Genomic DNA, 26,501 nt, shown 5'->3' on the forward strand with positions numbered 1-26,501 from the left:
CAGGGATCTGCTCCTGATGGAGCGGATCCCTGTTTTTATCATTACTGACCGTTCCATTCCTGTTTGAACCGTTCGACGAATTCCAACATATACTGATGACGATCTTCAGCAATGATCTTCGCTGTCTTCGTATTCATCAAATCTTTTAAGCGGAATAATTTTTCATCGAAATGATGTAAGGCACTTGTCGTCCCTGTCCGGTCACCCGGCTCGCGGGGAGCCAGTCCCGGTACATACATCGGTTCCTTAAAGTGACCGGCAAATTGAAATGTCCGGGCGATCCCAATCGCACCGATCGCATCCAAGCGATCCGCGTCCTGGACAATCTTCCCTTCCAGTGTCTTCATCGGCGGACGATCACCCCCTTTAAACGATAAACTGTTGATGATGTCGAGGATATGCAGTCGGTCCTGTTCCGAGACGCGTGGTCGCAAATACTGATCGACGCGGTCACTCGTTCCGCCGAGTTTATCATCTGCTACATCGTGCAGGAGTGCAGCGAGTTCAATGATGCGTGCGTCGCCTCCCTCAGCTGCTGAAATCCGTAACGCCATCTTCCGGACACGTTCGATGTGGGCAAAGTCATGTCCGGAAAAATCAGCGGCATGAAACTCTTGGACAAACCGTTCCGTTTCTTCGTTTCCCATACTCTACCTCCTCTGTCTTAAAAAAGCGCCGACTCGTTGAATCGAGTCAGCGCTTTTCGTCACAACACTTTTTCCAAGAATTTTTTGGCGCGATCGGTTTTCGGATGATCAAACAGTTCAACCGGACTGCCCTCTTCCATCAAAATGCCTTCATCGAGGAACAGGACGCGGTCTGCAACTTCTTTTGCAAAGCCCATCTCGTGCGTGACGATGACCATCGTCATTCCGCTTTCCGCCAGTTGTTTCATGACATCAAGTACTTCATTAACCATTTCCGGGTCAAGGGCCGATGTCGGCTCGTCAAACAGCATGACGTTCGGTTCCATCGCGAGCGCCCGGGCAATCGCGACCCGTTGTTTTTGACCACCCGACAGCTGGTTCGGGAAGTTGTCGCGTTTTTCGGCCAAACCGACGCGTTCGAGCAGGACTTCCGCCCGTTTGACAGCTGCATCTTTCGAGAGGCCAAGTACGTTAATCGGTGCATAAATCAAGTTATCGAGGACCGATTTATGCGGGAACAGATTAAACTGTTGGAACACCATGCCTATGTTTTGACGGGCCTTGGCGATGTTTGCTTTCTGTTTCGTCAATTCAAACCCATCGACGTTAATCGTGCCGCTTGTCGGCTGTTCCAACAAATTGATGCATCGTAAGAACGTTGATTTCCCGGATCCCGACGGACCGATGACGGCAACGACTTCTCCCCGTCCGACCGTCGTCGTGATGCCTTTTAAGACTTCTAATTTTCCAAACTGCTTATATAGATCAGTAACTTGAATCATAGGTTCCATCTGATTACCCACTCTTTCTCATAGCTTTTTCGACTTGTTGACCAATCAAGGACAATCCCATGACAAGTACGAAGTAAATGAATCCGGCAAACAATAACGGTTCAAAATACAAAGCCTTTTCTCCCCCGACGACTTGCGCCCGGCGCATGACATCAAGCACACTGACCGTTGAGACCAATGCTGATTCTTTTGTTAAGGTGATTAATTCATTCATGAGGGCCGGCAGGATGTTTTTGAACGCTTGCGGTAAGATGATCGACCGTAACTGTTTCATGTAAGGAATCCCAAGCGCGTCTGCCGCTTCCCATTGCCCGCGGTCGACAGCTTGAATACCGGCTCGGATGATTTCTGAAATATAGGCACCGGAGTTCAGAGAAAAGGCAATGACCGCCGATTGATAACCCGTCGTCACATATCCCGTCAACTGCGGTAACCCAAAGTGAATGATCGCCAGCTGTAGAATGAGCGGCGTTCCGCGGAAAACTGCCGTATAGGCATGACCGATAAATCGAACAAATCCGTTTTTCGTAATTTTTAATGCCGCGACGACGATTCCGATCAGCATACCGGCAATCGCGGCGACGATGACGACTTGAAATAGAACTGGAATTCCTTGCAGAATATATGGGATTGAATCTTGAATCTTTGTAAAGTCTATCATAACCAATCTCCTAACGTCGCACAAAAGGGATGAGGTTACCCCCACCCCTATGCACTACTCTTATTTTGCTTCTTTTTGGAACCATTCTTCCGCGAGTTTATCGATGTCGCCGTTGTCGATCATCTTCTTCAACTCTTTGTTGAAGTCGTCACGCATTTTGTCTCCTTTTTTGAAGGCGACGGCAGAACCGGTTGGTCCGTCTTCTTTGATTTCGTACGTTTTTAATGCTTTATCTTGATTCATGTATTTAACAGCGACGGCGTCTTCAATGATCAAGGCGTCGATCCGGCCCGTATTCAACTCCTGAATGATTTCCGGAATTTTATTTAATGAAACAGCTTCACTGTCTTTGTAACGGTCCTTCGCCAACGCTTCCTGGATCGATCCGAGCTGGACACCCAGTTTCTTGCCTTTTAATTCGTCATCTGACGTGATCGCTTTATCTTTCGTCATGACCAGGTTTTTGGACTGGAAATAAATATCCGTGAAGTCGGCGTTTTTCTTCCGCTCGTCGGTCGGCGTCATTCCCGCCATGACGAAATCAACACGTCCCGCACTGAGCGCTCCAAGCAGACTGCCGAACTCCATGTCCTCAATTTTCAACTCATATCCGAGGTTTTTTGTGACTTCTTTGGCGATTGCCACATCAAATCCGACGATGTCATCACCTTTTGCTGTATCGATATACTCGAATGGGAAGTAATCCGCTGACGTTCCCATCGTCAATACTTTATCGTTCTTTTTTGTCGTATCCCCTGTCGATTCCTCCGAAGCGCCACATGCTGCCATTGTGACTGCTAGAATGCCTGCCATTGCCGTTGCTGCTAATTTCTTCATCAATAAATTCCCCTTCCAACGCTCAATTGTCAGAACTTTAACAATAGTATGACTTATGTTTTTTTCTAATTCAATACTAAAAAGTTCGACCTGATTTATTGCTTTTAGAATATACGAATATTTATTCATTGTAAAGCATAATAATCTATAAAAATTGCATAAAATACGGATTTATTCATATTTGATGAGTAATCACTTGTTTTGATAACGCTTACATTTATTTTAGGACAAACGACTTTCGTTCAACGGACGATGTTCATAAAAAAACCTGCCCCCTCAAGCAGGGGCAGGTTTTGATTTACTTAAGCGTAGATTTCAATCAATGACTCTAACTTCTCGACGACTTCTTCCGCTGTAAACGATTCGATATCAAACCGTTCGACCATCGACAAGATGTTTCCATCCTGCATCAAAGCGAATGATGGCGATGACGGCGGATATCCTTCGAAGTATTCACGGGCCCGATCGGTTGCTTCCCGGTCTTGTCCTGCAAATACCGTTACGAAATGATCCGGTTTGACACCTTCCATACGGTTGACGTAGGCAGCTGCCGGACGGGCAATACCGCCGGCACATCCACAAACCGAATTGACGAGGACAAGCGTCAGTCCTTCGCGTTTCATTGCCTCATCAACGCTCTCAGCCGTTGTTAATTCTTCAAAACCGGCTGCCGCTGCTTCTTTACGTGCCGTTTGAACGACATCTTCAAAATACATTTGGAAATCCATTGTATTTGTTTCCCCCTTTAATTCGTTGTCTTCTTTATTGTACGAGTTTCGATGAAATCTGTCCAAGTCTGCCGCTCAATTCACGTTCTAAATACGGCTTTGCATGCAACAGCTCCCGAAAAGCGATATACCGGTCGATTTTTTCTTCTGTTGGCCGTTTCGGATTTTTGTAAGCCCGAATCAGGATGTTTTTCGGCGTGTTTTCTAAATCGATGAATTCAAGCAATTGCGTCTCGTATCCGACAAGTGTCAATAACTCGGCCCGAATCGAATCCGTCGCGAGTGAAGCAAACTTTTCTTGAATCAACCCATGTTGCAGCATGACGTCAAGCGGTGAACAATCCAGTTGACGGTTTAATTCCTTTTGACAACACGGAACGCTGAGAATCACTGATGCGTTCCAATCAACGGCACGGGCAAGTGCGACATCGGTCGCGACGTCACAGGCATGTAACGTCACCATCAAGTCGACTTCTGTGTCCTGGTCGTAATCGTGGACATCACCGACACGGAAGGACAAATCATCATACCCTAAATCAGCAGCGATCGCCGCACAGTCCTCAATGACTTCTTTTTTTAGATCAAGACCGGTGACATTTAAATCAAAACCTTTGACGATCTTCAAGTAATGATAAAGAGCAAACGTCAGATACGATTTTCCGCATCCAAAATCTAAAATCCGTAATGTACGTCCTTTCGGCAACACGCTAATACTGTCTTCGACGAATTCCAGAAACCGATTGATTTGTTTGAATTTGTCGTATTTTTGGCGTTTGACCTGTCCTTCTTCCGTCATGACACCTAAACGGATTAAAAACGGCACCGGTACACCATCTTCTAACAAGTGACTTTTCTTCCGGTTATGAGACAACTCTGCCTGGATCGGTTCTTTGACGGTCGTCTTAATAGAGACTTTCATTTTCTTCGAGAGTTGAAACTGGACTTCTTCCGTTTCGAACCGGAATAAAAATTGACGGAATTCGTCAAAGAATTGGTCCATTCTTACAATAAATTCTTCTATACTTAAATTCTCATGCTTAATGATCCGTTCATGTTGAAACTCTAATTGGATTGCATACGTATCTCTAAGTAGAATCGGTTTTATCTTGATTCGGCGGAGATCATTTGATTTCAGACGCGGAGCGCTAATCGTCGCGTGTATGAGTGAAGTCGCCTGCAGTTTTTCCGTGAGCAAGTCTTTTAATTGATGTAGTTCCACGTATCGTCCCGTCCTTTTTTGTTTGGTCTTTCGAAACTGTAGCAAATTCATCCGTGTTCGACAAGCAAGTCAGCTTTCTTTTCAGTCGTCATACTTAATTTAAGGAGGAACACAACATGTTTAAAAAAATCCTTTCCCAAATCGGTATCGGTGCCGCAACGGTCGACACACGCCTCGAGCAAGAACACTGTGAACCCGGCGGTACGATTCAAGGAGTCGTCCATATCAAAGGCGGTAACGTCGATCAGGAAATCGCACGGATTTATCTCGCCTTCAACACCCAGTACAAACAGGAAGTTGGGGACAGCAAGACATTCACGACGTTCACACTGGATCGGTTTGTGTTAAATGAAGCACCGTTTACGATCGAAGCCGGTGTCGAACGCGAAATTCCGTTCACGCTGCAGGTTCCTTTTAATACCCCCCTCTCCGTCAGTCAATCGAAATCCTGGATCGAGACCGGTCTTGATATCGCGCAAGCGGTCGATCCGTCCGATCATGATGCGGTCGTCGTCAAGGCAAACGACTATCAATCCGTCATTCTGGAAGCGATGGAAGATCTCGGATTCCGCTTAAAAAAAGCAGATACAGAAAAATTACCGGGCCGCTTCCGAAAAGATTTACCGATCGCGCAGGAACTCGAATATTCTGCCCGCGGCACGCATTATGCGCATAAACTGGATGAAATCGAAGTCATCTTGCTGCAGGACCGGTCCGGAATCGATATCGTTCTTCAAATCGACCGTCGTGCCCACAGCCTCGGTTCTTTGTTCAGCGAAATGGCGGGTACGGACGAAACGATGACGAAACTTTCATTATCCAATCAGGAGTTAACCAATCCGTCGCTGGTGAAACAACGCCTCGCAGATTTGATTGAACGCCACAGCTGATTTATCTTTTCTATATAAAATACCGGATCCGCCAACAAGCGAATCCGGTGTTTTTACGTTGTCTCGTCTTATTTCAATGATGTCGTTGTAATAATCTGTGCCAGGCTTTTTTCAAATGTCTCTTCCGTCCAGCCCATTTCCCAAAACATCAATTCGTAATAACAGCTTCTGACGAAATGCTGCTTCATCCGGATGCGTTCTTGGTCACTTGCCTGCGCTGCCAATTCATTTAAACGGTCGATTTGCTCAAAGACCACCCGCTCGAACCAGTCCGAACTGTATGTCGCAATCCATTGTTGATAAATCGGTGAAGCTGGTGCAGTGGTCTGTAACTGTTGTCCGATTTCATAATAGAGCCAGTAACACGGCAAGATGGCAGCAATCGTCTCCCCGAGCGTCCCTTCGCTCGCATGGTGCATATGTGAAATATAGGCGTATGCGGTCGGTGCTGGCTCGAACCGGGCTAATGTTTCGTCCGAAATCCCAAGCGGTTCAAAAAATGATTGGTGCAGACTGAGTTCTGCGGCATAGGTCGATGTCGCATGTTCCGCGAGCTCGGCAATCGTCGCGAAATCCTGTGCCTTAGAAGCGGCACGGGCCTGAATTTTTGCGAAATGTTTTAAGTAATAGGCGTCTTGCAGCACGTAATGCCGGAATTTCCTTTCCGGCAATGTTCCGTCTGCAAGACCGGTTACGAACGGATGCGTAAAACTGCTGTCCCAATACTGTCCTGCCGCTTGCCGGATTTCTTCACTGAATGTCATATTTCTTCCCCCTTTTGTCATCAAAAAAACGCCACACCTGATATCAGGTATGACGTGAAAAGACCATAAAAAGAGGATCCGTCACGCCACTTCCCTCCGTAAGTCCAAACTTAATCAGGTTCAAAGGGTCCGCACGTCTCCGTCGTCTCAGTCAGCCTACTGACTCCCCTAGTGGTCGCTATTTGATTTGTTTCAAGTGTAACATGATTTCATTCAATTCTGAACCTGCCTCCCTTCTTTCCATTGTTTTTCTGTACAATGAACATGACGGAAGGTCGATGCCGGCTCGTCCTTGAGACCGATTCTCTTCCGTCACCGGTCGATTAGACTGAAATTAGTACCTGATACTTAACTTACGGAGGAATCTGACAATGAATAAAACCATCACATGGACTGCTTCGGCATTACTTGCCACGACGTTATTACTGCCTACTGCCGCATCTGCCGAACAGGTCGTCGACAAAACGATCATCACACTTGGTGAATCGCTCGGAGCAAAGGATAAAGCATGGGTCTTGTCCCGTCTCAATGCACCGGAAGGCATCACTCCGATCATCGCGACGTCTGCCGATGAGGAAAAATATCTTGGAAAAAACATTCCCCAATCCCAGCGTGGCGGCAATATGTATTCCTCCGCCAAGATTGAATTGGCTGAAAAAGGCGACGGTCTGTCCGTCGCAACCGAAAATATCACGTGGGTCACAAAAGACATGTATTTGAATGCGCTGGTCACGGCCGGTGTGACCGATGCCGACATTACGATTACTTCCCCTTATAAAGTAACCGGTACGTCTGCCTTGACCGGTATCATGAAAGCCTATGATCAAACGTCAAGTGAGACCGGTATCAAACTGACGGATGAACGGAAAGATTTAGCCCAACAAGAATTATCGGTCACATCAGATGTCGGAAAAACTGTCGGGACGGATAAAGTCGCCGACTTGATGAACGAAATCAAAGCCGAAATCGCGAAGCAAAAACCGGAGACGAAAGTCGAAATCGAGAATGTCATCGTCCAAGTCATTCAAAATAACAATATCAATCTGTCCGATGCCCAAATGGAGCGCTTGACCGGTCTGTTTAATCAAATGGAAAAAGCTGATCTTAACTGGGGACAGATTGAGACGGGACTGAAGGATGCCGGACAAAACATCCAGTCCTTTGCGACATCGGAAGAAACAAAAGGATTTTTCGCCAAACTGTTTGACGGCTTAAGTGCCTTCTTTAATTCCATCGCCGGTTTATTTAAATAATCTGCTCTTCCTTTCATTCCAAGCGGCATGGTAAAATAGAGTCATCGAATGAGAAAAGGTGGTGTGGAGAGATGGGTTTTGCTGCGTGTAAGCATTGGTTGATGGAACAACTGTATCTGTTGCGCGCGATTTTTCATGGAATGGCGTTCTAAGGGACTAGTCTGTCCTTTTTTGAAGAACTCTATACTTGAAAAATAAAGCAAAGCGCATCTTCCACTGGTGAAGGAGAGTGCTGTTTGCGCTCTCCTTTTTTGATGCGTCAGAGAGGAAAATTCATATGATGATCTGCGACATCCAACACCTGTCCAAACAATTCGGAGGCGACGATATCTTAACGGATGTGTCCCTCTTTATCCAGTCACACGACCGCATCGGCTTGATCGGACGTAACGGGAGCGGGAAAACGACTTTCCTGCGTTTACTGGCCCGGCTTGATTCACCTGACACCGGAACCATCTACCAAAAAAGCGGGCTATCCATCGGTTATTTGGAGCAATTGCCGGTATACAATGACCACATGACCGGACTTGACGTCCTGTGGACCGCGTTCGCCCCGTTGCTCGACTTACGGCAATCGTTGCACCGGCTCGAACAAGAGATGGCAACGAAAACCGATCAAATTGAGTCATTGCTTGCACAGTATACAAAGGTGACCGAGGCATTCGAGCGGCAAGGCGGCTATTTACTGGAGTCTAAAGTCGACCGGATGATTAACGGTTTACGGCTTCATTCGTTACTCGATCGTCCATTCAATCAGCTCAGCGGCGGTGAACAAACAAAAATCTGTCTCGGACGGATGCTGTTAAGTGAACCCGAATTGTTGATTCTTGACGAACCGACCAACCACCTTGATCTGGACGCCGTCGAATGGCTCGAGTCATTTTTAGCACACTACGCCGGTGCCGTGCTACTCGTGTCTCACGACCGTGTCTTCCTCGATACGGTCGTGACGAGCATCGCTGAACTCGAAGATGGTGAAGTCCGGCTCTACCAAGGAAACTATACGTACTACATGACGGAAAAAGAACGTCTTTTACTTGAACAATTCCATGCCTATCAGGAGCAGCAAAAAAAGATCAAGCAAATGAAGGATGCGATCCGCCGCCTCCGTCAATGGGCCAATGAAGCTTCTCCCCCAAGCGAAAAGCTGTTCCGCAAAGCAAAATCGATGGAACGGGCACTTGAGCGGATCGAACGCATTAAACGTCCGAAGCTCGAAGCCGAGACGCCCGATCTTACTTTTACAGCACACGGGAAGATGAGCCGGATGGTCTACCGCGTAGAAGACGTCAGCCTCTTCTTCTCCGAACAGTCGCTGTTTCATTCGCTAACGTTTGAAGTTTCAGCAAAAGACCGAATTGCCATCGTCGGGGCGAACGGAAGTGGAAAATCCACATTGTTGCATCTCCTGTTAGGTCAACTTGAGCCGACAAGCGGTCAGATCACACGTGGTCCTTCTGTTAAAATCGGTTACATGTCGCAACATATCGACTTCCCGTCCGGTGAACGGCTGATTGACATCTTTCGCGCAACCGTTGATCTTGATGAAGGAGCGGCGCGACAGCGTCTCGCCCAGTTCTTGTTTTTTGGACCCCGCGTCTTCTTACCGGTCGAAGCGTTAAGCGGCGGTGAACGCATGCGGCTGATGCTTGCGATTTTGGTCCATTCTGATTTGAACGTACTGATTTTGGATGAGCCGACCAATCATCTTGACATCGAGTCACGCGATGCACTCGAAGAAGCACTTGAATCCTTTGACGGGACCTTGATCGCCGTTTCGCACGACCGTTATTTCCTGAATCGGCTTTTCACGAAAACCCTTTGGCTAGATCAGACGATGGAGCTGTTTCCCGGTCCATATGCCTATGCGTCAATAAAACGTCAAACACATCCGGCCATCGCAAAAACACCGAAGACCGTCGTCTCGGACAAAAAACGATCTTCTCCTTCTATTCCAGTACAGACAACACGTCAAGTAGAGGCGATGATTGAACGATTGGAGCAGGAACTGACGACGCTTGATCGGCAACTTGCTAGAACGACGGGTTACGAAGAGACGGTGAAACTTTTTTCTATCCGTGAACAGCTTGTTCAACAGCTCGATGCACAATACGAACAATTTTTGGCTTCGGAATGAGTCAATTCTCCTGCATTATATGATTTGAGACCTGTCGACTAGATCGACAGGTCTCATTTATTTTTCAAAAACAGTTCAAATTCTCTACTTTCTAAATAGTTAACCATGTTAATCTACGAAAAAAAGTTTTAAAATTTCTCTTGCTTATTATCTGAAAATTCGTATAATTTAGCGTATATTCATTTTACTAAAACACATTAGGAGGAATTTTTCAGATGGATGCCTTTCAGCAAGCAGTACAATCAGGAGTCGATTTTGCCAATAACTTATTATGGTCTTATGTTTTAATCGCGGCACTAATCGGCGTCGGCATCTACTTTACGATTCGGACAAAGTTCATTCAGTTCCGGTACTTAAAAGAAATGTTCCGTGTCACACTCGATAAAAATGAGAAAACAACGGATGATGAAGGAGAAAGCATCACTTCGTTGCAATCGTTCTTCATCGGTGCCGCCACACGGATCGGAACAGGTAACTTAGCCGGTGTCACGATTGCCATCACGCTCGGAGGTCCCGGTGCCGTCTTCTGGATGTGGATGGTCGCTCTACTCGGTGGAGCAACAGCCTTGATTGAAAGTACACTCGCCCAAGTCTATAAAGTTCGTGATACAAAAACTAACGCCTACCGTGGCGGTCCTGCCTACTACATCGAAAAGGGTTTAAAAAACCGCGCGCTCGGTGTTGTCTTCGCTATCTTAATCGCCGTCACGTTCGGCTTAATCTTCAACTCTGTTCAATCGAACACGATTGCAGCTGCCTTTGACAATGCCTTTGGGATCAACAAAGCCGTTATCGGCGGTGTCCTCGTCGTCTTGACAGGACTCGTCATCTTCGGCGGTGTTCACCGCGTTGCAAAATTCTCTGCTGTCGTTGTCCCGATTATGGCGGGTCTTTATCTCATCGCTGCCCTCTTCGTTGTCGTCACGAACTTCACAGAACTCCCTGCTGTCTTCATGATGATTCTCAAGAGCGCATTCGGCATCGAACAAGCCGTCGGCGGATCTGTCGGAGCAGCTATTTCACTTGGTGTCAAACGGGGTCTCTTCTCGAATGAGGCCGGTATGGGTTCTGCACCAAATGCTGCCGCGGCAGCCGAAGTTTCGCACCCGGCAAAACAAGGATTCCTCCAGACACTTGGTGTTTTCCTTGATACGTTGATCGTTTGTACAGCAACAGCTGCTATTGTCTTGTTGAGTGATAGCTACGCTTCTGGTAACGGCGAAGGTATCGCCATGTTACAGAATGCTTTAGGTGAGCAGCTTGGCGCGATTGCTCCAGCTTTCATTGCAATCTGTGTCTTCTTGTTCGCTTTCAGTTCCATCGTCGGCAGCTACTACTACGGTGAAACAAACATCGAATTCATCAAAAACAGTCCGGCTGCTGTCTTCGGATTCCGGATTGCGACAATGGCCTTTGTTTTCATCGGGTCTGTCCTCAGTCTCGGAATGGTTTGGAGCTTCGCCGATCTCTTCATGGCAGGCATGACGTTGATCAACTTGACGGCTATCTCTCTCTTAGGTGGTATCGCCCTTAAAGTCATCAATGATTACCAGGAACAACGAAAAAAAGGACTCGATCCTGTCTTCTCAGCAAAAGCACTTGGAATTGAGAATACAGAGTGTTGGGACGAAGAAGAAACGGTTCGTCCGGCAGCAGGAGAAGCCTCCCCACCGCCGATCGCCCGTCGCTAATTTCAGGATTGCCTTGGACATGACGTCTGTCGATGTCCAAGGTTTTTTTCTGTCCAGGATTATGTTTATGCAATCTTGGGAAAATAGGAACAGGTAGAATTAAAGGAGGAATCATTTGTGTCAAAAGTCATGCTCATCATCAATCCGTCGTCCGGTAAAGAACTCGGTAAAAAACATGCGGAACTCGCGGAAGGAACATTGGCTCAACGGTTTACGGAAGTCGATGTACGGTTTACAGAAAAAGAACTCGATGCAACTGAATTCGCTACACAAGCTGCAATCGGGCACTATGATGCCGTCGTCGCCATGGGCGGGGATGGAACAGTCAATGAAGTCATTACTGGTATCGCGGAACAGGAGCATCGTCCGACACTCGGAATTGTACCTCTCGGGACGGTCAATGATTTAGCACGCGCTTTACACATCCCGACGGATCCCGAGGAGGCCATCAGCGTCTTAGAGGATGCCCCGTCCCGCCCCCTCGATATCGGAAAATATGATGATCATTACTTCATGAACGTCATCGCAGTTGGGTTAATCGCTGAAGCGGTCGAAGAAGTCAGTGTCGAACAAAAAACATCACTCGGTTCCGTCGCCTACTTCATCGAAGGATTAAAAGCCTTTAAGGATCACAGTCCCTATCCGATTCGTCTCACGGCGGAAGAAAAATCATTTGACGGTGAAACTCCTCTCCTGATCATATCGTTGACTAACTCTGTCGGTGGTTTCGAATCCTTCGCAAAGGATGCCCGTGTTGATGATGGCCTGTTACATGTCTTCATCGTGAAACAACTTGGTTTCTTTGACGCCTTACAGGCCTTACCGAAATTATTGACCGGAAAAATTTCCGATGCCGATCAAGTCGAATATTTTACGACAAAAGAAGTTCATATCGATTCAAAAGAACGTCTTCCAATTAATGCTGACGGTGACACAGCCGGTCATCTGCCGGTGACAGTCCAAGTTTTAAGTCAACATTTAACAGTTTTCGCTCCTGCATCCAAGTAATCCTTATTGCCTATATTCGTGATGATGTGCCTGGCGCATCGTCACGTTTTTTAATGTTTTTTTAAAAGAAGGCTCTTAATTTCTATTTTTATAAAAACAAATTCAGATACTAAAAGAAATATTATCCATTACAATATATGTTATACAACTATAACCTTGCAATGAAATTGAAATATTTTTGTGTTATTCGCGATGCTATAATCATTCTATCAAGAAAATATTTATACATATTAAGTACATGAACTTCATATCTTACAACTTTGAAAGGGTCTTGTTCCCTTACATAATCGTCCGTCGCCTTTCACACTTTAGGAGGAACTTCTACATGAAACGCATGATCACAACTATGACAATGACAGCACTGATGGTTTCTGGTTTCGCTACAACGGGTACAGAAAAAGTTGAAGCAGCAACAACGTATAAAGTTAAAGTAACAGCGGACGGATTACGGGTTCGAACGGGTCCCTCGACTGCGTATAAAGTTGTCGGCAGTGTCAATTCTGGTCAAACCTTCAATTATTTAGGTGTTTCCGGATCTTGGACAAAAATTTCTTACGGCGGCGCATCTCGCTACATTTCTTCTACATATGCAAAAAAATACAGTGTCACGACATCTACTAAAGCATCTAGCGGGTTTTCACGACCAGCCAGCGGACGAATTGCTCAAGGGTATGGTGCCGCTAGCGGTACTTACGGTTACACGTTCCATAACGGGATTGATATCGCTGCTCCAACCGGCACACCGGTTTATGCTTCTGCTGCCGGTACAGTCATCACTTCCCGGTATTACGGTGCTTACGGTAACCACATCATGATGAAGCATACCGTCAATGGAATTTCATACACGACGGTGTATGCACACTTAAGCAGCCGAGCTGTTTCTGTTGGACAAACGATTGCCAAAGGTTCGCGGATCGGCAATATCGGTAACACCGGCAACTCATTCGGTTCGCATCTTCATTTCGAAATGCATCGCGGCAACTATGTTTACAGTGCTTCTTCTGTAGCAAACAGCGTCAACCCACTAAACTACTTCAATTAAGATGTAAACTCCACTCACACGAATGTTTGTCTTCGTGTGAGTTTTTTTGTCGTTCGTTTGTCGTTCGTTCAAGATGAAATCCTTCCGAAAGAATGGTACGGTTGTAAAATAGACTGCTCATAAAAGGAGGATTTCCCTTGAAGAAGACACTCCCGCTTCTGCTTTCAACCAGCTTCGTGCTAACGATACTTGCCGGATGTCAGGATCAACCGACACCCGAAGAACGACTGGACGCCTATATTAAGTTATGGGAAAAACAGGATTATGAAAAAATGTACGCGGAATATGCCAGTACAGAAACGAAAAAAACCTATGGTAAAAAGGAATTCGTGGATCGAACGAAAAAACTAGCAGAGTCTCTTGCGATTGAAAACATTTCCGTCAAACGAACGAAAACAGACAAAAACGAGGATAAGGAAGAGGCAAGTTTACCGGTCTCAATTTCTTTTGAAACGTTGGCCGGACCCGTTTCCTATAAAAAAGAAATTCCGTTAACGTTCGAAAAACAGAAAGATACGGAAAACTGGTACATCAACTGGGATTCTTCCTTTGTTCTAAAGGATTTCAAGAAAGAAGACCGGATTCAATTGACGACGCTTGAGGCGAAACGCGGTGATTTGCTTGATACGAAAAAGCAACCTCTTGCCACGACCGGAACCGGCTACGAAGTCGGTGCGGTCGCAGGTAAAATCAAAGATCTTAAGACGCTCGCCAAACAATTGAACCGTCCTGTCTCAGCGATTGAAGAGGCGCTCGCCGCCAGCTGGGTCAAAGACGGACAGTTCGTTCCTTTGAAAACATATACAGCAAACGACAAAACACAAGTCAATCGTCTGAAACAGATTGATGGTGTCAGCGTCAAGGAAACGGAAGTCCGGGCGTATCCGTTCGGCAAAGCGACTTCCCATCTGATCGGCTATACCGGTTCGGCGACCGCGGATGACATCAAACAATCGAAACAAACGATTCAGGCCGGTGAACAAGTCGGAAAACGCGGGCTCGAGCAGGTACTCGACGAAACATTACGCGGGAAATCGGGTGCCCGAATCGAAATCGTCAAACCGGATCAGTCAACGGTTGATGTCGCAGAGACGAAAGCTAAAGATGGACAAGATATCCAGCTGACGATTGACGGCAAGTTACAACAAACGACCTATGCGACGATGAAAGACGATCCGGGAACCGCAGCCGTCATCGATCCACGGACGGGTGAAACACGGGTCCTGCTAAGTTCACCGGGATTTGATCCGTCTGAATTTACGACGGGCATTTCACAAGCACGGCTCGATACATTGACGAACGATCCTGACCAACCGCTCTTAAACCGGTTTACGAGTGCTTTCGCACCCGGGTCGACCCAAAAACCGTTGACGGCTGCAGTCGGCTTAAACAGCAAAACACTTGATCCGGCAAAAGCCTATACGATTGACGGGTTAAAAACGAAGATCGACGGGTTTAACGTCACTCGAATCCACGAAACACCGGATCCGGTCAATCTGCATAATGCGCTCGTTTACTCCGATAATGTCTACTTTGCAAAATCAACACTCGAACAGATTGGGACCAAAACGTTTACTTCGGGTCTTGAATCACTCGGATACGGTGAAAAGATTCCCTTCACCTATCCGATGCGGGCATCACAAATTTCAAACGACGGCTCGATTGCTTCCGACGGACAGCTGATGGATACGTCTTACGGTCAAGGACAAATGCTGACGAACATCCTGCACCTTGCATCGATGTACGAAATCTTCCTGACGGACGGAACGATTTACCGACCGACATTGCTCGCTGAGGAAGAAACCAAACAGGTCTGGAAAAAAGATCTCCTCGAAGCAAAAGATGCCGCCATGATCCGCGACGATCTGTATGACGTCGTCCATGCCGGTTATTCCTTACCGGCCGAAATCCCTGAGATTAAAGTCGCAGGAAAGACCGGTACGGCCGAATTAAAAAAAGCAGGCGAAGAAAACGGGCAGGAAAACGGCTTTTTCGTCGGTTATGACAATGACAGAAAAGATCTGCTCGTCGCGATCATGATTGAATCGGTCGAACAGGAGGACCGGGGCAGTCCGTATGTCTCGGGACTCGTCGCGGACGTCTTAAAAAGTCACGCTGACAATTGAACTACCTCCACCTACGCTTCGCTAAGAGGTGGAGGATTCCTGAGTTATCCGACCTATCGGTCGAAAATTTATCAGGCTAACCCCGTCGTCCCGACGGTTGTAAGTCTATCTTGTCCGTTTCTTTTGCGCGGATGCCTACTCTGCTTGGTTTTCGCTACTTCGGTCATCCGCAAGGTGAACGTTGAAGATTTTACGTGACAGACGAACTTCCTGTCACAACCCCATATCTTCAGTTTTCAAAGAACACGACAGTTAATTTTTTCCTGTTTTTTATTGTTTTTAAACCAGCATTGTCGAACAATTGACGTGTCGCAAGACACGCCTTGTCCAAAGGCGATTCATTTCCCACTTTCACTTGGGCTTCGCCCTAGACGTTTAGAAGTGGGAGTATTCTCGCCTGATTTTGATAAAACAGAAGTTACTGCAAAAAAGGTGCCGGATTTAAAATCCCGGCACCTTTTTTTTGCATCTTTTCCTTTACACGGTCACGTCCGGCAGACGGGCAGCCATCAACTGTTCGATTGCCGCTTCATCTCCCTGTTGCAACAATTCGACGATCTTGCTGCCGACGATGACACCGGCAACGCTTGTACTCAGTTGACGGACATGTTCCGGCGTACTGATTCCGAAACCGGCCATAACCGGCACCGGACTCAGCTGTGCCACTTTTGCCAAATGCTGTTCGAGCGAATCCCCGAAGTTTGTCTGTCCGCCGGTCGTTCCGTTGACGGTCACAGCGTAGAGGAATCCTTCACTGTGCGTCGCCAGTTTTTCAATCCGTTCCATCGGACTTGTCAGAGAAACGAGTTGAACGAGTGCGATGTCCTGCTTGTCGCGTCCGGCAAAAAACTGATCGCTTTGCTCGAGCGGTAAATCAGGAATGATCAGTCCGTCGACGCCGACTTCACGACAGGTCGACAAAAAAGTATCAATTCCGAAGCGGAAAATCGGATTCAAGTACGTCATGACGACAATCGGCACGCTTGTTGACTGACGCGCAATCCGGATTGCTTCCAGGACATCTTTCAAACTGATGTTATCCGCTAACGCCCGCAGGCCTGCCTCCTGAATGACCGGACCATCGGCGACCGGATCAGAAAACGGGACACCGACTTCAATCGCCGTCGCACCCGATTGTTCGAGGAACGCTAAAATGTCCGGCAGGCGATCGATGCCTCCGTCTCCTCCCATCACATACGGGATAAAGGCTTTTTCACCACGTGCATTGACTGTACGAATCGCTTGTTCTAATCGCATCATGCTTCCCCCTTTAAGGCATTTCTGACGGTCATGACATCTTTATCACCGCGTCCTGAAAGACAGATGACGACGACTTCGTCCGGTTGCATGCCTCTCGCAAGTTCCGTTGCATGGGCGACGGCATGGGCCGATTCGAGTGCGGGAATGATGCCTTCTTTTTGACAGAGCAGTTGCAAGGCATCCAGTGCCTGTTGATCCGTCACCGCTTCATACTGGACGCGACCGATGTCTTTTAACAGGCTGTGTTCCGGTCCGACTCCCGGGTAGTCGAGTCCCGCTGAAATCGAGTGCGCTTCCGTCACTTGACCGTGCTCATCCTGCAAGAGATACATCATCGAACCGTGTAAGACTCCGACTTCACCTTTCGACATCGTCGCGGCGTGTTTCTCCGTCTCGAGTCCGCTGCCGGCTGCTTCGATGCCGTACAAGGCAACCTCTTCATCATCGATAAACGGGTGGAACATTCCGATTGCATTACTGCCGCCGCCGACGCAGGCGACGATCGCTTCCGGTAACTTGCCTTCTTTTTCAAGGATTTGTACCCGGGTCTCTTGTCCGATCACCGCCTGGAAGTCACGGACGATTTCCGGAAACGGATGGGGGCCGAGAACGGAGCCCATCAAGTAATGCGTATCGTCGACATGTTTGACCCAGTAACGCAATGCTTCATTGACGGCATCTTTTAACGTCCGGCTTCCTTGGGTGACGGACACGACTTTCGCGCCGAGCAACTCCATTCGGAAGACGTTTAATTCCTGGCGGCGGATATCCTCTTCGCCCATGAAGATGACACATTCGAGATCAAGCAATGCACAAACGGTTGCTGTCGCGACACCGTGTTGTCCCGCTCCCGTCTCGGCGACGATTTTCCGTTTCCCCATCCGCTCAGCGAGCAAGGCTTGTCCGATCGTATTGTTGATTTTGTGCGCTCCGGTGTGATTCAAGTCTTCCCGTTTCAGGTAGATTTTGGCGCCGCCGATTGTCCGCGTCAAATGTTCCGCATAATAAAGCGGAGTTTGCCGGCCGACGTAGTTTTCCAGCAAATCATTCATCCGTTCACGAAATGCCGGGTCTTCCTTCACTTCGGCATATGCTTGTTCAAGTTCAAGAACAGCCTGCATCAACGTTTCCGGGATATAACGTCCTCCGTAAATCCCGTACTGACCTAAAGCGTCCGGTTGTGAATAACGTGTCATTAGAAAGTCTCCTTTACGGCATCATGAAATGCCTGCATTTTTGTTTGATCTTTTTGACCATCCGTTTCGATTCCGCTCGAGACATCGACGGCAAACGGTTCGTATCGGTTGATTACTTGTTTGACATTATCCGGATTCAGACCGCCTGCGACAAACATCGGTTGATCGATCTGTAACTCGGTCGTCCAATCAAAGGTTTGTCCGCTGCCGGCTTCCGGCGCATCAAACAAGACATAATCCGCTTCCGGATGAATCATAGCCTGTGATCCGGCTGCGAGTGCCTGAATGACCGGCACCTGTTTTTCGTGATAGACCTCGTCCGCGACCGGACCATGAACCTGAATGAAATCCAGTCCAACTTGTTCCACCGCTTCTTCAACTTCCTGTTTCGTCGGCGAGACGAACACACCGACGACCTGAACCGTCTCTGGAATTTCTGTCCGAAGCCGTGCTGCTTCCGTCACTGTGACCTGCCGTTTGCTCGGGGCAAAGACGAATCCGATATAATCCGCCAGTCTTGCAGCGTACCGGACGTCTTCCGCCCGCTTCAGCCCGCAGAATTTAATACGTGTCATGTTTGACTCCGTTGACGGCCTCAATGAAATCTGCCGGGTTCTCCGCCCGCATGAGTGTTTCTCCAATCAGAATCCCGTCCGCTCCTGCTGCATGAAGCATCTGTGCTTCGGCAACGGTCTTGATGCCGCTCTCACTGATATAGCGGACATCGGGTGACTTCGTCTTCAGCAATTCGAGTGATGTGCCGAGACTCACTTCGAATTTTTTCAGATTCCGGTTGTTGATGCCGATGATTTTCGCCTGTAACCGTTCTGCCCGTTCGAGTTCTAGCGCATCGTGAACTTCGACCAACACTTCGAGACCGCTTGCATAGGCATATGCGTATAAATCGTCTAACGTCTCGTCATCAAGCGCTGCAACAATCAATAAAATCAAACTCGCACCATGCGCTTTCGCCAAATCAATCTGAATCCGGTCAATCATAAAATCCTTACACAGGACCGGGACGTCGACTGCTTTCGTGACAGCCGCCAAATCTTCCATGCTTCCTTTAAAATAGGTCTGGTCGGTCAAAACGGAAATGACCGTCGCCCCGCTTTCGGCATATCGTTTCGCCTGTGCCACCGGATCGACGTTTAATGAGATATCGCCCTTTGACGGGGACGCCCGTTTGATTTCGGCGATGACGGATAAATCGGTTCCGCCGAGTGATTGATGAATCGATTGGTTGAGTTGTCGCGCCTCTGCTTGCGCCACACCGTCGATCTTCAAGCGGGCGACTTCCTGTCGTTTCGTTTCAATGATACGGTCTAAAATATTCATCCGATTGCCTCCTGTTGTTTCATCCGTTGTAAATACTGCAATTTTTCAAGTGCCCGGCCGGAATCGATGCTTTCCGCCGATCGTTCAATTCCTTCCCGGATCGTTTCGACCCGTCCTTCGGCAAACAGGGCGATTCCGGCATTGAGTAACACCGTATCCCGGTATGGACCTGCTTCTCCACGCAGAACCCGTAACAGAATTTCTGCATTTTCCGCTGCCGTTCCGCCGCGGATTGCTTCGATCGGAGCGACGGATAATCCGACTTCTTCCGGATGCAGACTAAACCGGATCAACTCACCTTGATCAAGTAACACCAATTGATTGGTTCCGGCGAGTGAGGCTTCATCCATACCGCATGCGCCGTGCAGGACGATAGCACGTTTTCGTCCGAGCCGGTGCAACGTCAACGCCATCGTCTCCAGTAAATCTTCCCGGTAAATGCCGAGCAACTGTGTTTTAAGTGGTACCGGATTCGTGAGCGGACCAATCAGATTAAAAATCGTCGGAATCCGTAAATCACGGCGAACCTTCATAATTTGTTTGACACGGGGATGCATCCGCTGGGCAAACAGAAAGGCAATCCCGTTTGTCTCAAGTAACGTCGCAATTTCTTCCGTCGAAACATCAAGCGGGACACCAAGTGATTCCAGGACATCGGCACTCCCCGTCTTACTCGAGACGCTCCGGTTTCCGTGTTTCGCGACCTTCGCCCCGGCACCGGCTAAGACAAACGCCGCTGTCGTGCTGATATTAAACGACTGGGATCCGTCACCGCCTGTGCCGCAGTTGTCGATGAAATCTGTTCCCGATACCGGAATGTCGACGGCGACTTCGCGCATGATCGAAGCGAGACCGGCCAGTTCTTCTGCTGTTTCCCCTTTTGCTTTTAAGGCAATCAGAAAAGCTGCGATTTCGCTGTCCGTGACGTCTTCCGCAAACAGTTCACGGGCCGCTTGTTGCATTTCTTCAAAACGAAGATGATTGGCGTTTGCCAGTTTTGTTAATACGTCCTTCATTCCTGTCACTCCTTCGTCAATTCGATAAATCGTTGAATCATGTCTTGTCCAAGTGGTGTTCCGATTGATTCCGGGTGAAACTGAATCCCGTAGGTCGGATGGTCACGGTGTTCGAGTGCCATGATTGTTCCGTCATCCGTCGTTGCCGTTACTTCAAGCACTTCGGGTAAAGTCGTCCGGTCGACAATCAACGAGTGGTAACGCATGACGTCGAATCGTTCCGGAAGACCGGTAAACAGGCGTCCGGTTTGTTTGATGGTTGAGGTTTTCCCGTGTCGGATTTCATCCGCTTCAATGACACGTCCGCCAAAGGCTTGACCGATCGCCTGATGTCCGAGGCAGACACCGAGAATCGGGATTTTTCCCGAGTAGGTCTTAATCACGTCGAGACAGATGCCGGCGTCATTCGGATTTCCTGGACCTGGTGATAAGATGATCCCGTCCGGATGCAAGTCAGCCAGTGCAGTCACTTCAATCGCATCATTTCGGATGACCTGGATGTCATCGTAGACAGCCGCATATTGATACAGGTTATAGGTAAAAGAATCATAGTTATCAATCAGTACAATCATTTCCAAACCTCCAGTAGTGACTTTGCTTTGTGCAACGTCTCTTCATACTCCAAGGTCGGATCAGAGTCGTAGACTATACCCGCTCCGGCCTGAACATACGCTTTTCCGTGCTGGATGACCATCGTCCGGATCGCAAGTGCAAAATCAAGATTCCCGCTGACATCAAAATATCCGACGGCTCCGGCATACACTTCGCGCTTTTTCGTCTCGTATTGATTGATCAGTTGCATCGCCCGAATTTTCGGAGCTCCTGAGACCGTACCTGCCGGCAGACAAGAAATCAAGGCGTCTGCCCCTGTCTTTCCTTCCGCCAGTGTCCCTTCGACGATGGAAACGAGATGCATGACATTTTTAAAGCGTTCGATTTCCATTTGCCGCGAAACATGGATGCTGCCGATCTGACAGACTTGACCGAGATCGTTTCGACCCAAGTCAACGAGCATCCGGTGTTCGGCCTGCTCTTTTTCGTCGTTCAGTAACTCATCCGCCAGTTGGATATCTTCCTGTTTGGTTTTGCCGCGGGGGCGTGTCCCGGCAATCGGATTTGTCGTGACATGACGGCCTTTGACTTGAACCAGGCTTTCCGGGGATGCGCCGAGGACGATGGCCTCACCTAAGTCGATATAAAAGAGATATGGGCTCGGATTGTCCTGCCGCAACTTCCGGTAAAAATGAAACGGATCACCGGCAAATGTTGCGTCTAACCGTTGCGACAGCACCAGTTGGAAGACATCTCCCTGCCGTATATGCTGTTTTGCCTGCTCGACGAGCGAGATAAAAGTTTCTTTTTCAATCTGTGGTTGGTAGACGATATTTTCAAGCGGACGCTCGATTCGCGTCTGTTGACCGGTTTGTTCGAGCTGTGTTTTACGGATATGCAGCTTCCGTATCATCTCCTGTCGGTCGGTCACTCCGCCGAGTGACGTATGAATCAAATGCACCCGGTGTTCCAAATGATCGTATAAAATGATTTCGTCATAGACTGCAAGCAGTGCGTCCGGTAAATTCCGGTCACTGTCCGGCACAGGTCCGATGTTTTCATACGCCCGGATCGTATCATAGCCGACATAGCCGATTGCGCCGCTTAAAAACGGAAACTCAACATCCGTTGTTCCCCGTGTCACACACTGTTGCAGAAGTTGGACCGGATTTCCTGTCATCGTTACGGTTTTTGCCGTCTGCAGGTGATGTCGTGTCACTTGACTGCCTTCCGCCCGAAGTAGTTCAACCGGATTGACGCCGATGATCGAGTAGCGACCGTTCCCGCCGCTCGCCGAGCTTTCAAGAAGACATTTCCGGTCTCCTTCCAGATGTAAAAAGATCGAAATCGGTGTTAACTCATCGCCGTTCATTTCGATTTGTTCGATTATCAATTGTTCTGTCTCGATCATCTTGTTCGCCTCCTGATATAAAAAAAGTCCTCCATACAGCAAATGCCGTATGGAGGACGATAGACTCGCGGTGCCACCTCACAATTGGAACAAAAAACGTTCCCACTCTTTCCGATGCGTCTTGACGAGACATCGTAGCCTGAGATAACGGGGGCTTCCGTCACGACCTACTTACCGTTCAGTCCTGCTCTCATGAGACCATTCATCACACATCCTTGTACGGAAGTCCCACCCTTCTTCCGCTCTCTGAAACAACGATTTGTCTGATTACTTAACTCATTCATCGATTTATTTATTCAATTAAATACGAAAAGGGTTTTCCCGTCCATTCATGATAAACATGAAGGACGGGAAAACCCGCGGTACCACCTTCGTTGACTAGTGCTAGTCCCCTCGAACGAACCGGTCACCCTGATTCGTCGTCCCTGATAACGGAAGGTACCCGTCAGAGCCTACTGTAAGTTCGGTCTGATGCTCAGAAGTCCATTCACCTGTTTCCCGATACTGATTCGCACCACCCATCAGCTCTCTTGAATCGTTTCATAGGTTACTTCTCTTCGTCATTGCGTCTGTATTGTTTAATTGTTTTTTATATTACGTTGGAAACCGTTTTCTGTCAACAGATTTGTCTGAATCAATATAAAGACAGTTGATTCGGGTCAATTGATTCGAGTGACTGTTTGACTGTCTGCAGGAATTGACCGGCCACGAGTCCATCGAGCACCCGGTGGTCAATCGACATACAGAGGTTGACCATATCGCGTGCTGCGAACATCCCGTTGATCCAGACCGGACGTTTAACGATCGATTCGACGGATAGGATTGCCGCTTGCGGGAAGTTCAGAATCGGTGCTGACTGAATCGATCCGAATGATCCGGTATTGTTGACCGTAAACGTTCCGCCCTGCATTTCGCTTGATGACAAGCGTCCGGCTTGCGCGCGTTTACCGAAATCATCAATCGACCGGGCAAGTCCTTTAATGCTGAGCTCGTCGGCATTTTTGACGACCGGTACGAATAGTGCTTCCTGTGTCGCGACTGCCAGTGACAGGTTGATCGCTTTTTTCTGAATGATCTTGTCACCCGCCCACGTCGAGTTCATGATCGGATGTTTCTTCAAGCCTTCAACGGTTGCTTTCATGAAGAACGGCAGGAACGTCAACTTCACGCCTTCTTGTTTAAAGAACGCATCTTTATGGCGGTTCCGGGCTTCAACCAAGTTTGTCACGTCGACTTCAATCATTAACCAGGCATGCGGTGCTTCGTGCTTAGAACGGACCATGTTCGTTGCGATTGCCTGGCGGACACCCGCTGTCGGAATTTCGATGTCTCCGTCTTCCGTCGTGCTTGCTGTTGATTTAACTGCTTGCGGACGTGACGATTGTGCGGATTCACGTTGATCAACCGGTTTTGTTGCCGGAACCGACTCGATCGTCGGTGCTTCGACTGTATCCGGTTGCTTGATTTGTCCGGTTTCGACGATTTTTAACAGGTCTTTCCGGGTAATCCGGCCGCCGGCACCCGTCCCCGAAACGTGTTCCAAATCGATGCCGTGTTCAGCCGACAATTTCAAAACGGCTGGTGAATAACGTTTCTTCATCGACTGATCACTCGAAACCGGCGTTTCTTCAATCGCCGGAACAGCTTCTTCCGTTGCTGCGACTTCTGTCGATCCGCCGCTGACTTGCAAGGTTACGATTGCTTCCCCGACTTGCAGCGTATCCCCTTCTTCAGCAAGCAGTTTGTCGATGACGCCGTCAAATGACGACGGTACTTCTGCCGTGACTTTATCCGTAATGACTTCCGCAATCGGATCATACTTTTTGACCGTATCACCTGGTTTGACGAGCCAAAGGGAAATCGTCCCTTCCGTTACACTTTCACCAAGCTGCGGCATCGTTAATGTTTCGGTTTTCATTGACGTTTCCCCCTTAGTACGCGTGCAGCGTCCGGATTTTGTCCTCGATCTTTTCACTCGAGATGTTAAAGAATTTCTCCATCGTTGGAGCGTATGGCATCGCCGGTACATCCGGACCGCAAAGACGTTCGATTGGTGCATCGAGATCAAACAACGCTTCTTCCGCGATGATGGCGGATACTTCACTCATGACACTGCCTTCTTTGTTGTCTTCTGTAACGAGCAAGACTTTTCCGGTTTTCCGGGCTGCCGCGACGACCGCTTCCCGGTCAATCGGATAAACCGTCCGTAAATCAAGAATATGAACATCGATGCCGTCTTTCTCAAGACGCGCCGCTGCTTCAAGGGCAAACTGAACACAAAGACCGTACGTGATGACCGTTAAATCTTCACCTTCCCGTTTGACATCGGCTTTACCGATTTCAACAGTATAGTCTCCTTCCGGCACTTCACCTTTGAGCAGACGATAGCCGCGTTTATGTTCAAAGAACAGGACAGGATCGTTTGAACGGATTGCTGCTTTCAGCAAACCTTTCGCATCATATGGATTAGACGGAATGACAATTTTTAAGCCCGGCGTCGAATTGAACATCGCTTCGACGGATTGGGAATGATAAAGGGCACCGTGAATCCCGCCGCCGAATGGTGCGCGGATGACGATTGGGCATGACCAGTCATTGTTCGAACGGTAACGGATTTTTGCGGCTTCACTGACGATTTGGTTGACGGCCGGCATGATGAAATCCGCAAACTGCATTTCAGCAATCGGACGCATTCCGTACATCGCTGCGCCGATTCCGACTCCGGCAATCGCACTTTCAGCGAGTGGCGCGTCGATGACACGTTCTTCCCCGAACTGCTCCAGCAATCCTTGTGTCGCGCGGAAAACACCGCCGCGGACGCCGACGTCTTCTCCGAGGACGAAGACGGATTCATCGCGTTCCATCTCTTCTTTGATCGCACTGTTAATGGCTTCGATTAAACTTAATGTCGTCATTTCGTTTCCCCCTCATCGTACACGTAACGGAGTGCATTTTCCGGTGCATCGTAAGCTGCCGCTTCCGCATACGCCGTCGCTTCATCGACTTCTTGTTCGAGTTTCGTTTCGATTTCCTGTGCCGTTTCTTCTGTCAGGACACCCATTTGAATCAGTTTTTCGCGGAACAGTTTGACACCATCGCGTGTTTTCAGTTCAGCCAATTCTTCTGCCGAACGGTAGGATTTATCATCATCATCGGACGAATGCGGTACGAGACGTTCGACTTCAACTTCAATCAGTGTCGGACCGTCACCGCGCAGACCGCGTTCACGTGCCTCTTTGACCGCTTTGTAGACAGCAAGCGGATCGATGCCATCAATCGTCACACCCGGCATCCCGTATCCGATCGCCCGGTCGGCAACGTGTTCCGCCGATAATTGTTTCGAGAGTGGTGTTGAAATCGCATATTTATTGTTTTCACAGAACAGAATGACCGGTAATTTGTGGATACCGGCAAAGTTTGCTCCTTCATGGAAGTCTCCTTGGTTCGACGACCCTTCACCAAACGAAACATAGGCGACAAGGGGTTCCCGACGCATCTTCGCAGCAAGGGCAATCCCGACCGCATGCGGTACTTGCGTCGTGACCGGACTTGATCCTGTCACGATGTTCAGGGCACGTGAACCGTAATGACCCGGCATTTGACGTCCACCTGAGTTCGGATCTTCCGCTTTTGCGAAAGCGGACAACATGATATCACGTGACGTCTGTCCAAAATGCAGGACAACTCCAAGATCACGGTAGTACGGCAAGATATAGTCTGTTCCTTTTTCAAGCGCGAAGGCAGCACCGACTTGTGCTGCTTCCTGCCCCTGACAGGAAACGAGGAATGGGATTTTCCCCGCCCGGTTTAATTTCCACATCCGTTCGTCGATTTTCCGTGCGCGGACCATCGTTTCGAACATTTGAACCGCATCCTGCTCCGTCAAACCCAGTTCGACGAGTTCTTTGAATTCTATTTTTTCCATCTGTTTTTC

The 26,501-nt window shown here is 48.4% G+C and carries 24 protein-coding genes, 1 riboswitch and 2 other annotated features; of the genes, 7 read left to right on the forward strand and 17 right to left on the reverse strand.

All coding sequences use genetic code 11. The features are described from left to right. Window positions 1–41: 41 nt before the first annotated feature. The 6 genes from R7V76_RS07905 to R7V76_RS07930 form a co-directional block, all read right to left on the reverse strand. Window positions 42–647 (reverse strand): HD domain-containing protein, encoded by a 606-nt coding sequence (locus tag R7V76_RS07905; protein ID WP_318091934.1) that lies wholly within the window; start codon window positions 645–647, stop codon window positions 42–44. 59 nt (window positions 648–706) lie between these two features. Next, complete coding sequence (locus tag R7V76_RS07910) at window positions 707–1,429, reverse strand: amino acid ABC transporter ATP-binding protein (protein ID WP_318092008.1); 723 nt, start codon at window positions 1,427–1,429, stop codon at window positions 707–709. Between the two features lie 13 nt (window positions 1,430–1,442). Beyond that, window positions 1,443–2,099: an amino acid ABC transporter permease gene (locus R7V76_RS07915; RefSeq protein WP_114596312.1), complete on the reverse strand. Its 657-nt coding sequence runs from the start codon at window positions 2,097–2,099 to the stop codon at window positions 1,443–1,445. Between the two features lie 60 nt (window positions 2,100–2,159). Continuing rightward, window positions 2,160–2,936, reverse strand: a complete 777-nt coding sequence (locus tag R7V76_RS07920) for a transporter substrate-binding domain-containing protein (protein WP_318091936.1) — start codon at window positions 2,934–2,936, stop codon at window positions 2,160–2,162. 302 nt (window positions 2,937–3,238) lie between these two features. Next, complete coding sequence (locus tag R7V76_RS07925; protein WP_012369842.1) at window positions 3,239–3,664, reverse strand: BrxA/BrxB family bacilliredoxin; 426 nt, start codon at window positions 3,662–3,664, stop codon at window positions 3,239–3,241. Between the two features lie 34 nt (window positions 3,665–3,698). Next, window positions 3,699–4,883, reverse strand: coding sequence for a class I SAM-dependent methyltransferase (locus tag R7V76_RS07930; RefSeq protein ID WP_318091937.1), 1,185 nt, complete (start codon window positions 4,881–4,883; stop codon window positions 3,699–3,701). 116 nt (window positions 4,884–4,999) lie between these two features. On the opposite strand from R7V76_RS07930, the gene R7V76_RS07935 reads away from it, so the two are divergent. Next, window positions 5,000–5,773, forward strand: coding sequence for a sporulation protein (locus R7V76_RS07935; RefSeq protein ID WP_290830238.1), 774 nt, complete (start codon window positions 5,000–5,002; stop codon window positions 5,771–5,773). A gap of 68 nt (window positions 5,774–5,841) precedes the next feature. Here R7V76_RS07935 and tenA read toward each other — a convergent pair whose 3' ends face one another. After that, on the reverse strand, window positions 5,842–6,537 hold the full coding sequence (gene tenA / locus R7V76_RS07940; protein WP_318091940.1) for a thiaminase II: 696 nt from the start codon (window positions 6,535–6,537) through the stop codon (window positions 5,842–5,844). A 74-nt stretch (window positions 6,538–6,611) separates the two neighbouring features. Further along, a riboswitch (TPP riboswitch) is annotated at window positions 6,612–6,717 on the reverse strand. Between the two features lie 191 nt (window positions 6,718–6,908). Here tenA and R7V76_RS07945 point away from each other — a divergent pair. From R7V76_RS07945 to R7V76_RS07970, 6 genes are all read left to right on the forward strand, one after another. After that, window positions 6,909–7,790 carry a DUF1002 domain-containing protein gene (locus R7V76_RS07945; protein ID WP_012369838.1) on the forward strand — a complete coding sequence of 294 codons (882 nt, stop codon included), beginning with the start codon at window positions 6,909–6,911 and terminating at the stop codon, window positions 7,788–7,790. A gap of 277 nt (window positions 7,791–8,067) precedes the next feature. Further along, complete coding sequence (gene abc-f, locus R7V76_RS07950; protein ID WP_318091942.1) at window positions 8,068–9,927, forward strand: ribosomal protection-like ABC-F family protein; 1,860 nt, start codon at window positions 8,068–8,070, stop codon at window positions 9,925–9,927. 215 nt (window positions 9,928–10,142) lie between these two features. Further along, window positions 10,143–11,618 carry an alanine/glycine:cation symporter family protein gene (locus R7V76_RS07955; protein ID WP_318091943.1) on the forward strand — a complete coding sequence of 492 codons (1,476 nt, stop codon included), beginning with the start codon at window positions 10,143–10,145 and terminating at the stop codon, window positions 11,616–11,618. Between the two features lie 117 nt (window positions 11,619–11,735). Then, entirely contained in the window at window positions 11,736–12,626 is an 891-nt protein-coding gene (locus R7V76_RS07960) for a diacylglycerol/lipid kinase family protein (RefSeq protein ID WP_318091944.1), read from the forward strand. A gap of 325 nt (window positions 12,627–12,951) precedes the next feature. Next, entirely contained in the window at window positions 12,952–13,668 is a 717-nt protein-coding gene (locus R7V76_RS07965; protein WP_318091945.1) for a peptidoglycan DD-metalloendopeptidase family protein, read from the forward strand. Between the two features lie 137 nt (window positions 13,669–13,805). Further along, entirely contained in the window at window positions 13,806–15,794 is a 1,989-nt protein-coding gene (locus tag R7V76_RS07970) for a penicillin-binding transpeptidase domain-containing protein (protein WP_318091946.1), read from the forward strand. A gap of 477 nt (window positions 15,795–16,271) precedes the next feature. On the opposite strand, the gene trpA is transcribed toward R7V76_RS07970, so the two are convergent. From trpA to R7V76_RS08020, 10 genes are all read right to left on the reverse strand, one after another. Then, window positions 16,272–17,051: a tryptophan synthase subunit alpha gene (gene trpA / locus R7V76_RS07975; RefSeq protein ID WP_318091947.1), complete on the reverse strand. Its 780-nt coding sequence runs from the start codon at window positions 17,049–17,051 to the stop codon at window positions 16,272–16,274. Next, a complete protein-coding gene (gene trpB / locus R7V76_RS07980; protein ID WP_318091948.1) occupies window positions 17,051–18,250 on the reverse strand; it encodes a tryptophan synthase subunit beta in 1,200 nt (399 codons plus the stop codon). The genes trpA and trpB overlap by 1 nt, the downstream gene beginning before the upstream one ends. Beyond that, window positions 18,250–18,825 carry a phosphoribosylanthranilate isomerase gene (locus R7V76_RS07985; RefSeq protein WP_318091949.1) on the reverse strand — a complete coding sequence of 192 codons (576 nt, stop codon included), beginning with the start codon at window positions 18,823–18,825 and terminating at the stop codon, window positions 18,250–18,252. The genes trpB and R7V76_RS07985 overlap by 1 nt, the downstream gene beginning before the upstream one ends. Continuing rightward, window positions 18,812–19,588 (reverse strand): indole-3-glycerol phosphate synthase TrpC, encoded by a 777-nt coding sequence (gene trpC, locus R7V76_RS07990; RefSeq protein WP_318091951.1) that lies wholly within the window; start codon window positions 19,586–19,588, stop codon window positions 18,812–18,814. Before trpC ends, R7V76_RS07985 begins: the two co-directional genes overlap by 14 nt. Further along, on the reverse strand, window positions 19,585–20,604 hold the full coding sequence (gene trpD, locus R7V76_RS07995; protein WP_290830215.1) for an anthranilate phosphoribosyltransferase: 1,020 nt from the start codon (window positions 20,602–20,604) through the stop codon (window positions 19,585–19,587). The genes trpC and trpD overlap by 4 nt, the downstream gene beginning before the upstream one ends. A gap of 5 nt (window positions 20,605–20,609) precedes the next feature. After that, window positions 20,610–21,176 (reverse strand): anthranilate synthase component II, encoded by a 567-nt coding sequence (locus R7V76_RS08000; RefSeq protein WP_318091952.1) that lies wholly within the window; start codon window positions 21,174–21,176, stop codon window positions 20,610–20,612. Then, a complete protein-coding gene (trpE, locus tag R7V76_RS08005; protein ID WP_318091953.1) occupies window positions 21,173–22,567 on the reverse strand; it encodes an anthranilate synthase component I in 1,395 nt (464 codons plus the stop codon). Before trpE ends, R7V76_RS08000 begins: the two co-directional genes overlap by 4 nt. A 49-nt stretch (window positions 22,568–22,616) precedes the next feature. Next, window positions 22,617–22,860: a binding site (T-box leader), on the reverse strand. Window positions 22,861–22,907: 47 nt separating this feature from the next. Then, window positions 22,908–23,140: a binding site (T-box leader), on the reverse strand. A gap of 61 nt (window positions 23,141–23,201) precedes the next feature. Beyond that, a complete protein-coding gene (locus R7V76_RS08010) occupies window positions 23,202–24,485 on the reverse strand; it encodes a dihydrolipoamide acetyltransferase family protein (protein ID WP_318091954.1) in 1,284 nt (427 codons plus the stop codon). A gap of 13 nt (window positions 24,486–24,498) precedes the next feature. Further along, window positions 24,499–25,482, reverse strand: coding sequence for an alpha-ketoacid dehydrogenase subunit beta (locus R7V76_RS08015; protein ID WP_318091955.1), 984 nt, complete (start codon window positions 25,480–25,482; stop codon window positions 24,499–24,501). Next, a complete protein-coding gene (locus R7V76_RS08020; protein ID WP_318091956.1) occupies window positions 25,479–26,492 on the reverse strand; it encodes a thiamine pyrophosphate-dependent dehydrogenase E1 component subunit alpha in 1,014 nt (337 codons plus the stop codon). Before R7V76_RS08020 ends, R7V76_RS08015 begins: the two co-directional genes overlap by 4 nt. Window positions 26,493–26,501: the final 9 nt, after the last annotated feature.

It is taken from the genome of Exiguobacterium artemiae, from assembly GCF_033342815.1.
In the GTDB taxonomy this organism is placed as follows: Bacteria; Bacillota; Bacilli; order Exiguobacteriales; family Exiguobacteriaceae; genus Exiguobacterium_A; species Exiguobacterium_A artemiae_A.

Bases quoted from the DNA above. Each gene is read 5' to 3' on its own strand.
- R7V76_RS07915 (WP_114596312.1), bottom strand. From the start codon at position 2,099: ATGATAGACTTTACAAAGATTCAAGATTCAATCCCATATATTCTGCAA.
- R7V76_RS07910 (WP_318092008.1), bottom strand. From the start codon at position 1,429: ATGATTCAAGTTACTGATCTATATAAGCAGTTTGGAAAATTAGAAGTC.
- trpE (WP_318091953.1), bottom strand. From the start codon at position 22,567: ATGATCGAGACAGAACAATTGATAATCGAACAAATCGAAATGAACGGC.
- R7V76_RS08010 (WP_318091954.1), bottom strand. From the start codon at position 24,485: ATGAAAACCGAAACATTAACGATGCCGCAGCTTGGTGAAAGTGTAACG.
- tenA (WP_318091940.1), bottom strand. From the start codon at position 6,537: ATGACATTCAGTGAAGAAATCCGGCAAGCGGCAGGACAGTATTGGGAC.
- R7V76_RS07935 (WP_290830238.1), top strand. From the start codon at position 5,000: ATGTTTAAAAAAATCCTTTCCCAAATCGGTATCGGTGCCGCAACGGTC.
- R7V76_RS07965 (WP_318091945.1), top strand. From the start codon at position 12,952: ATGAAACGCATGATCACAACTATGACAATGACAGCACTGATGGTTTCT.
- R7V76_RS07985 (WP_318091949.1), bottom strand. From the start codon at position 18,825: ATGACACGTATTAAATTCTGCGGGCTGAAGCGGGCGGAAGACGTCCGG.
- trpD (WP_290830215.1), bottom strand. From the start codon at position 20,604: ATGAAGGACGTATTAACAAAACTGGCAAACGCCAATCATCTTCGTTTT.
- R7V76_RS07925 (WP_012369842.1), bottom strand. From the start codon at position 3,664: ATGGATTTCCAAATGTATTTTGAAGATGTCGTTCAAACGGCACGTAAA.
- R7V76_RS08015 (WP_318091955.1), bottom strand. From the start codon at position 25,482: ATGACGACATTAAGTTTAATCGAAGCCATTAACAGTGCGATCAAAGAA.
- R7V76_RS07920 (WP_318091936.1), bottom strand. From the start codon at position 2,936: ATGAAGAAATTAGCAGCAACGGCAATGGCAGGCATTCTAGCAGTCACA.
- trpB (WP_318091948.1), bottom strand. From the start codon at position 18,250: ATGACACGTTATTCACAACCGGACGCTTTAGGTCAGTACGGGATTTAC.
- R7V76_RS07945 (WP_012369838.1), top strand. From the start codon at position 6,909: ATGAATAAAACCATCACATGGACTGCTTCGGCATTACTTGCCACGACG.
- R7V76_RS08020 (WP_318091956.1), bottom strand. From the start codon at position 26,492: ATGGAAAAAATAGAATTCAAAGAACTCGTCGAACTGGGTTTGACGGAG.
- R7V76_RS07955 (WP_318091943.1), top strand. From the start codon at position 10,143: ATGGATGCCTTTCAGCAAGCAGTACAATCAGGAGTCGATTTTGCCAAT.
- R7V76_RS08000 (WP_318091952.1), bottom strand. From the start codon at position 21,176: ATGATTGTACTGATTGATAACTATGATTCTTTTACCTATAACCTGTAT.
- R7V76_RS07905 (WP_318091934.1), bottom strand. From the start codon at position 647: ATGGGAAACGAAGAAACGGAACGGTTTGTCCAAGAGTTTCATGCCGCT.
- abc-f (WP_318091942.1), top strand. From the start codon at position 8,068: ATGATGATCTGCGACATCCAACACCTGTCCAAACAATTCGGAGGCGAC.
- trpA (WP_318091947.1), bottom strand. From the start codon at position 17,051: ATGCGATTAGAACAAGCGATTCGTACAGTCAATGCACGTGGTGAAAAA.
- trpC (WP_318091951.1), bottom strand. From the start codon at position 19,588: ATGAATATTTTAGACCGTATCATTGAAACGAAACGACAGGAAGTCGCC.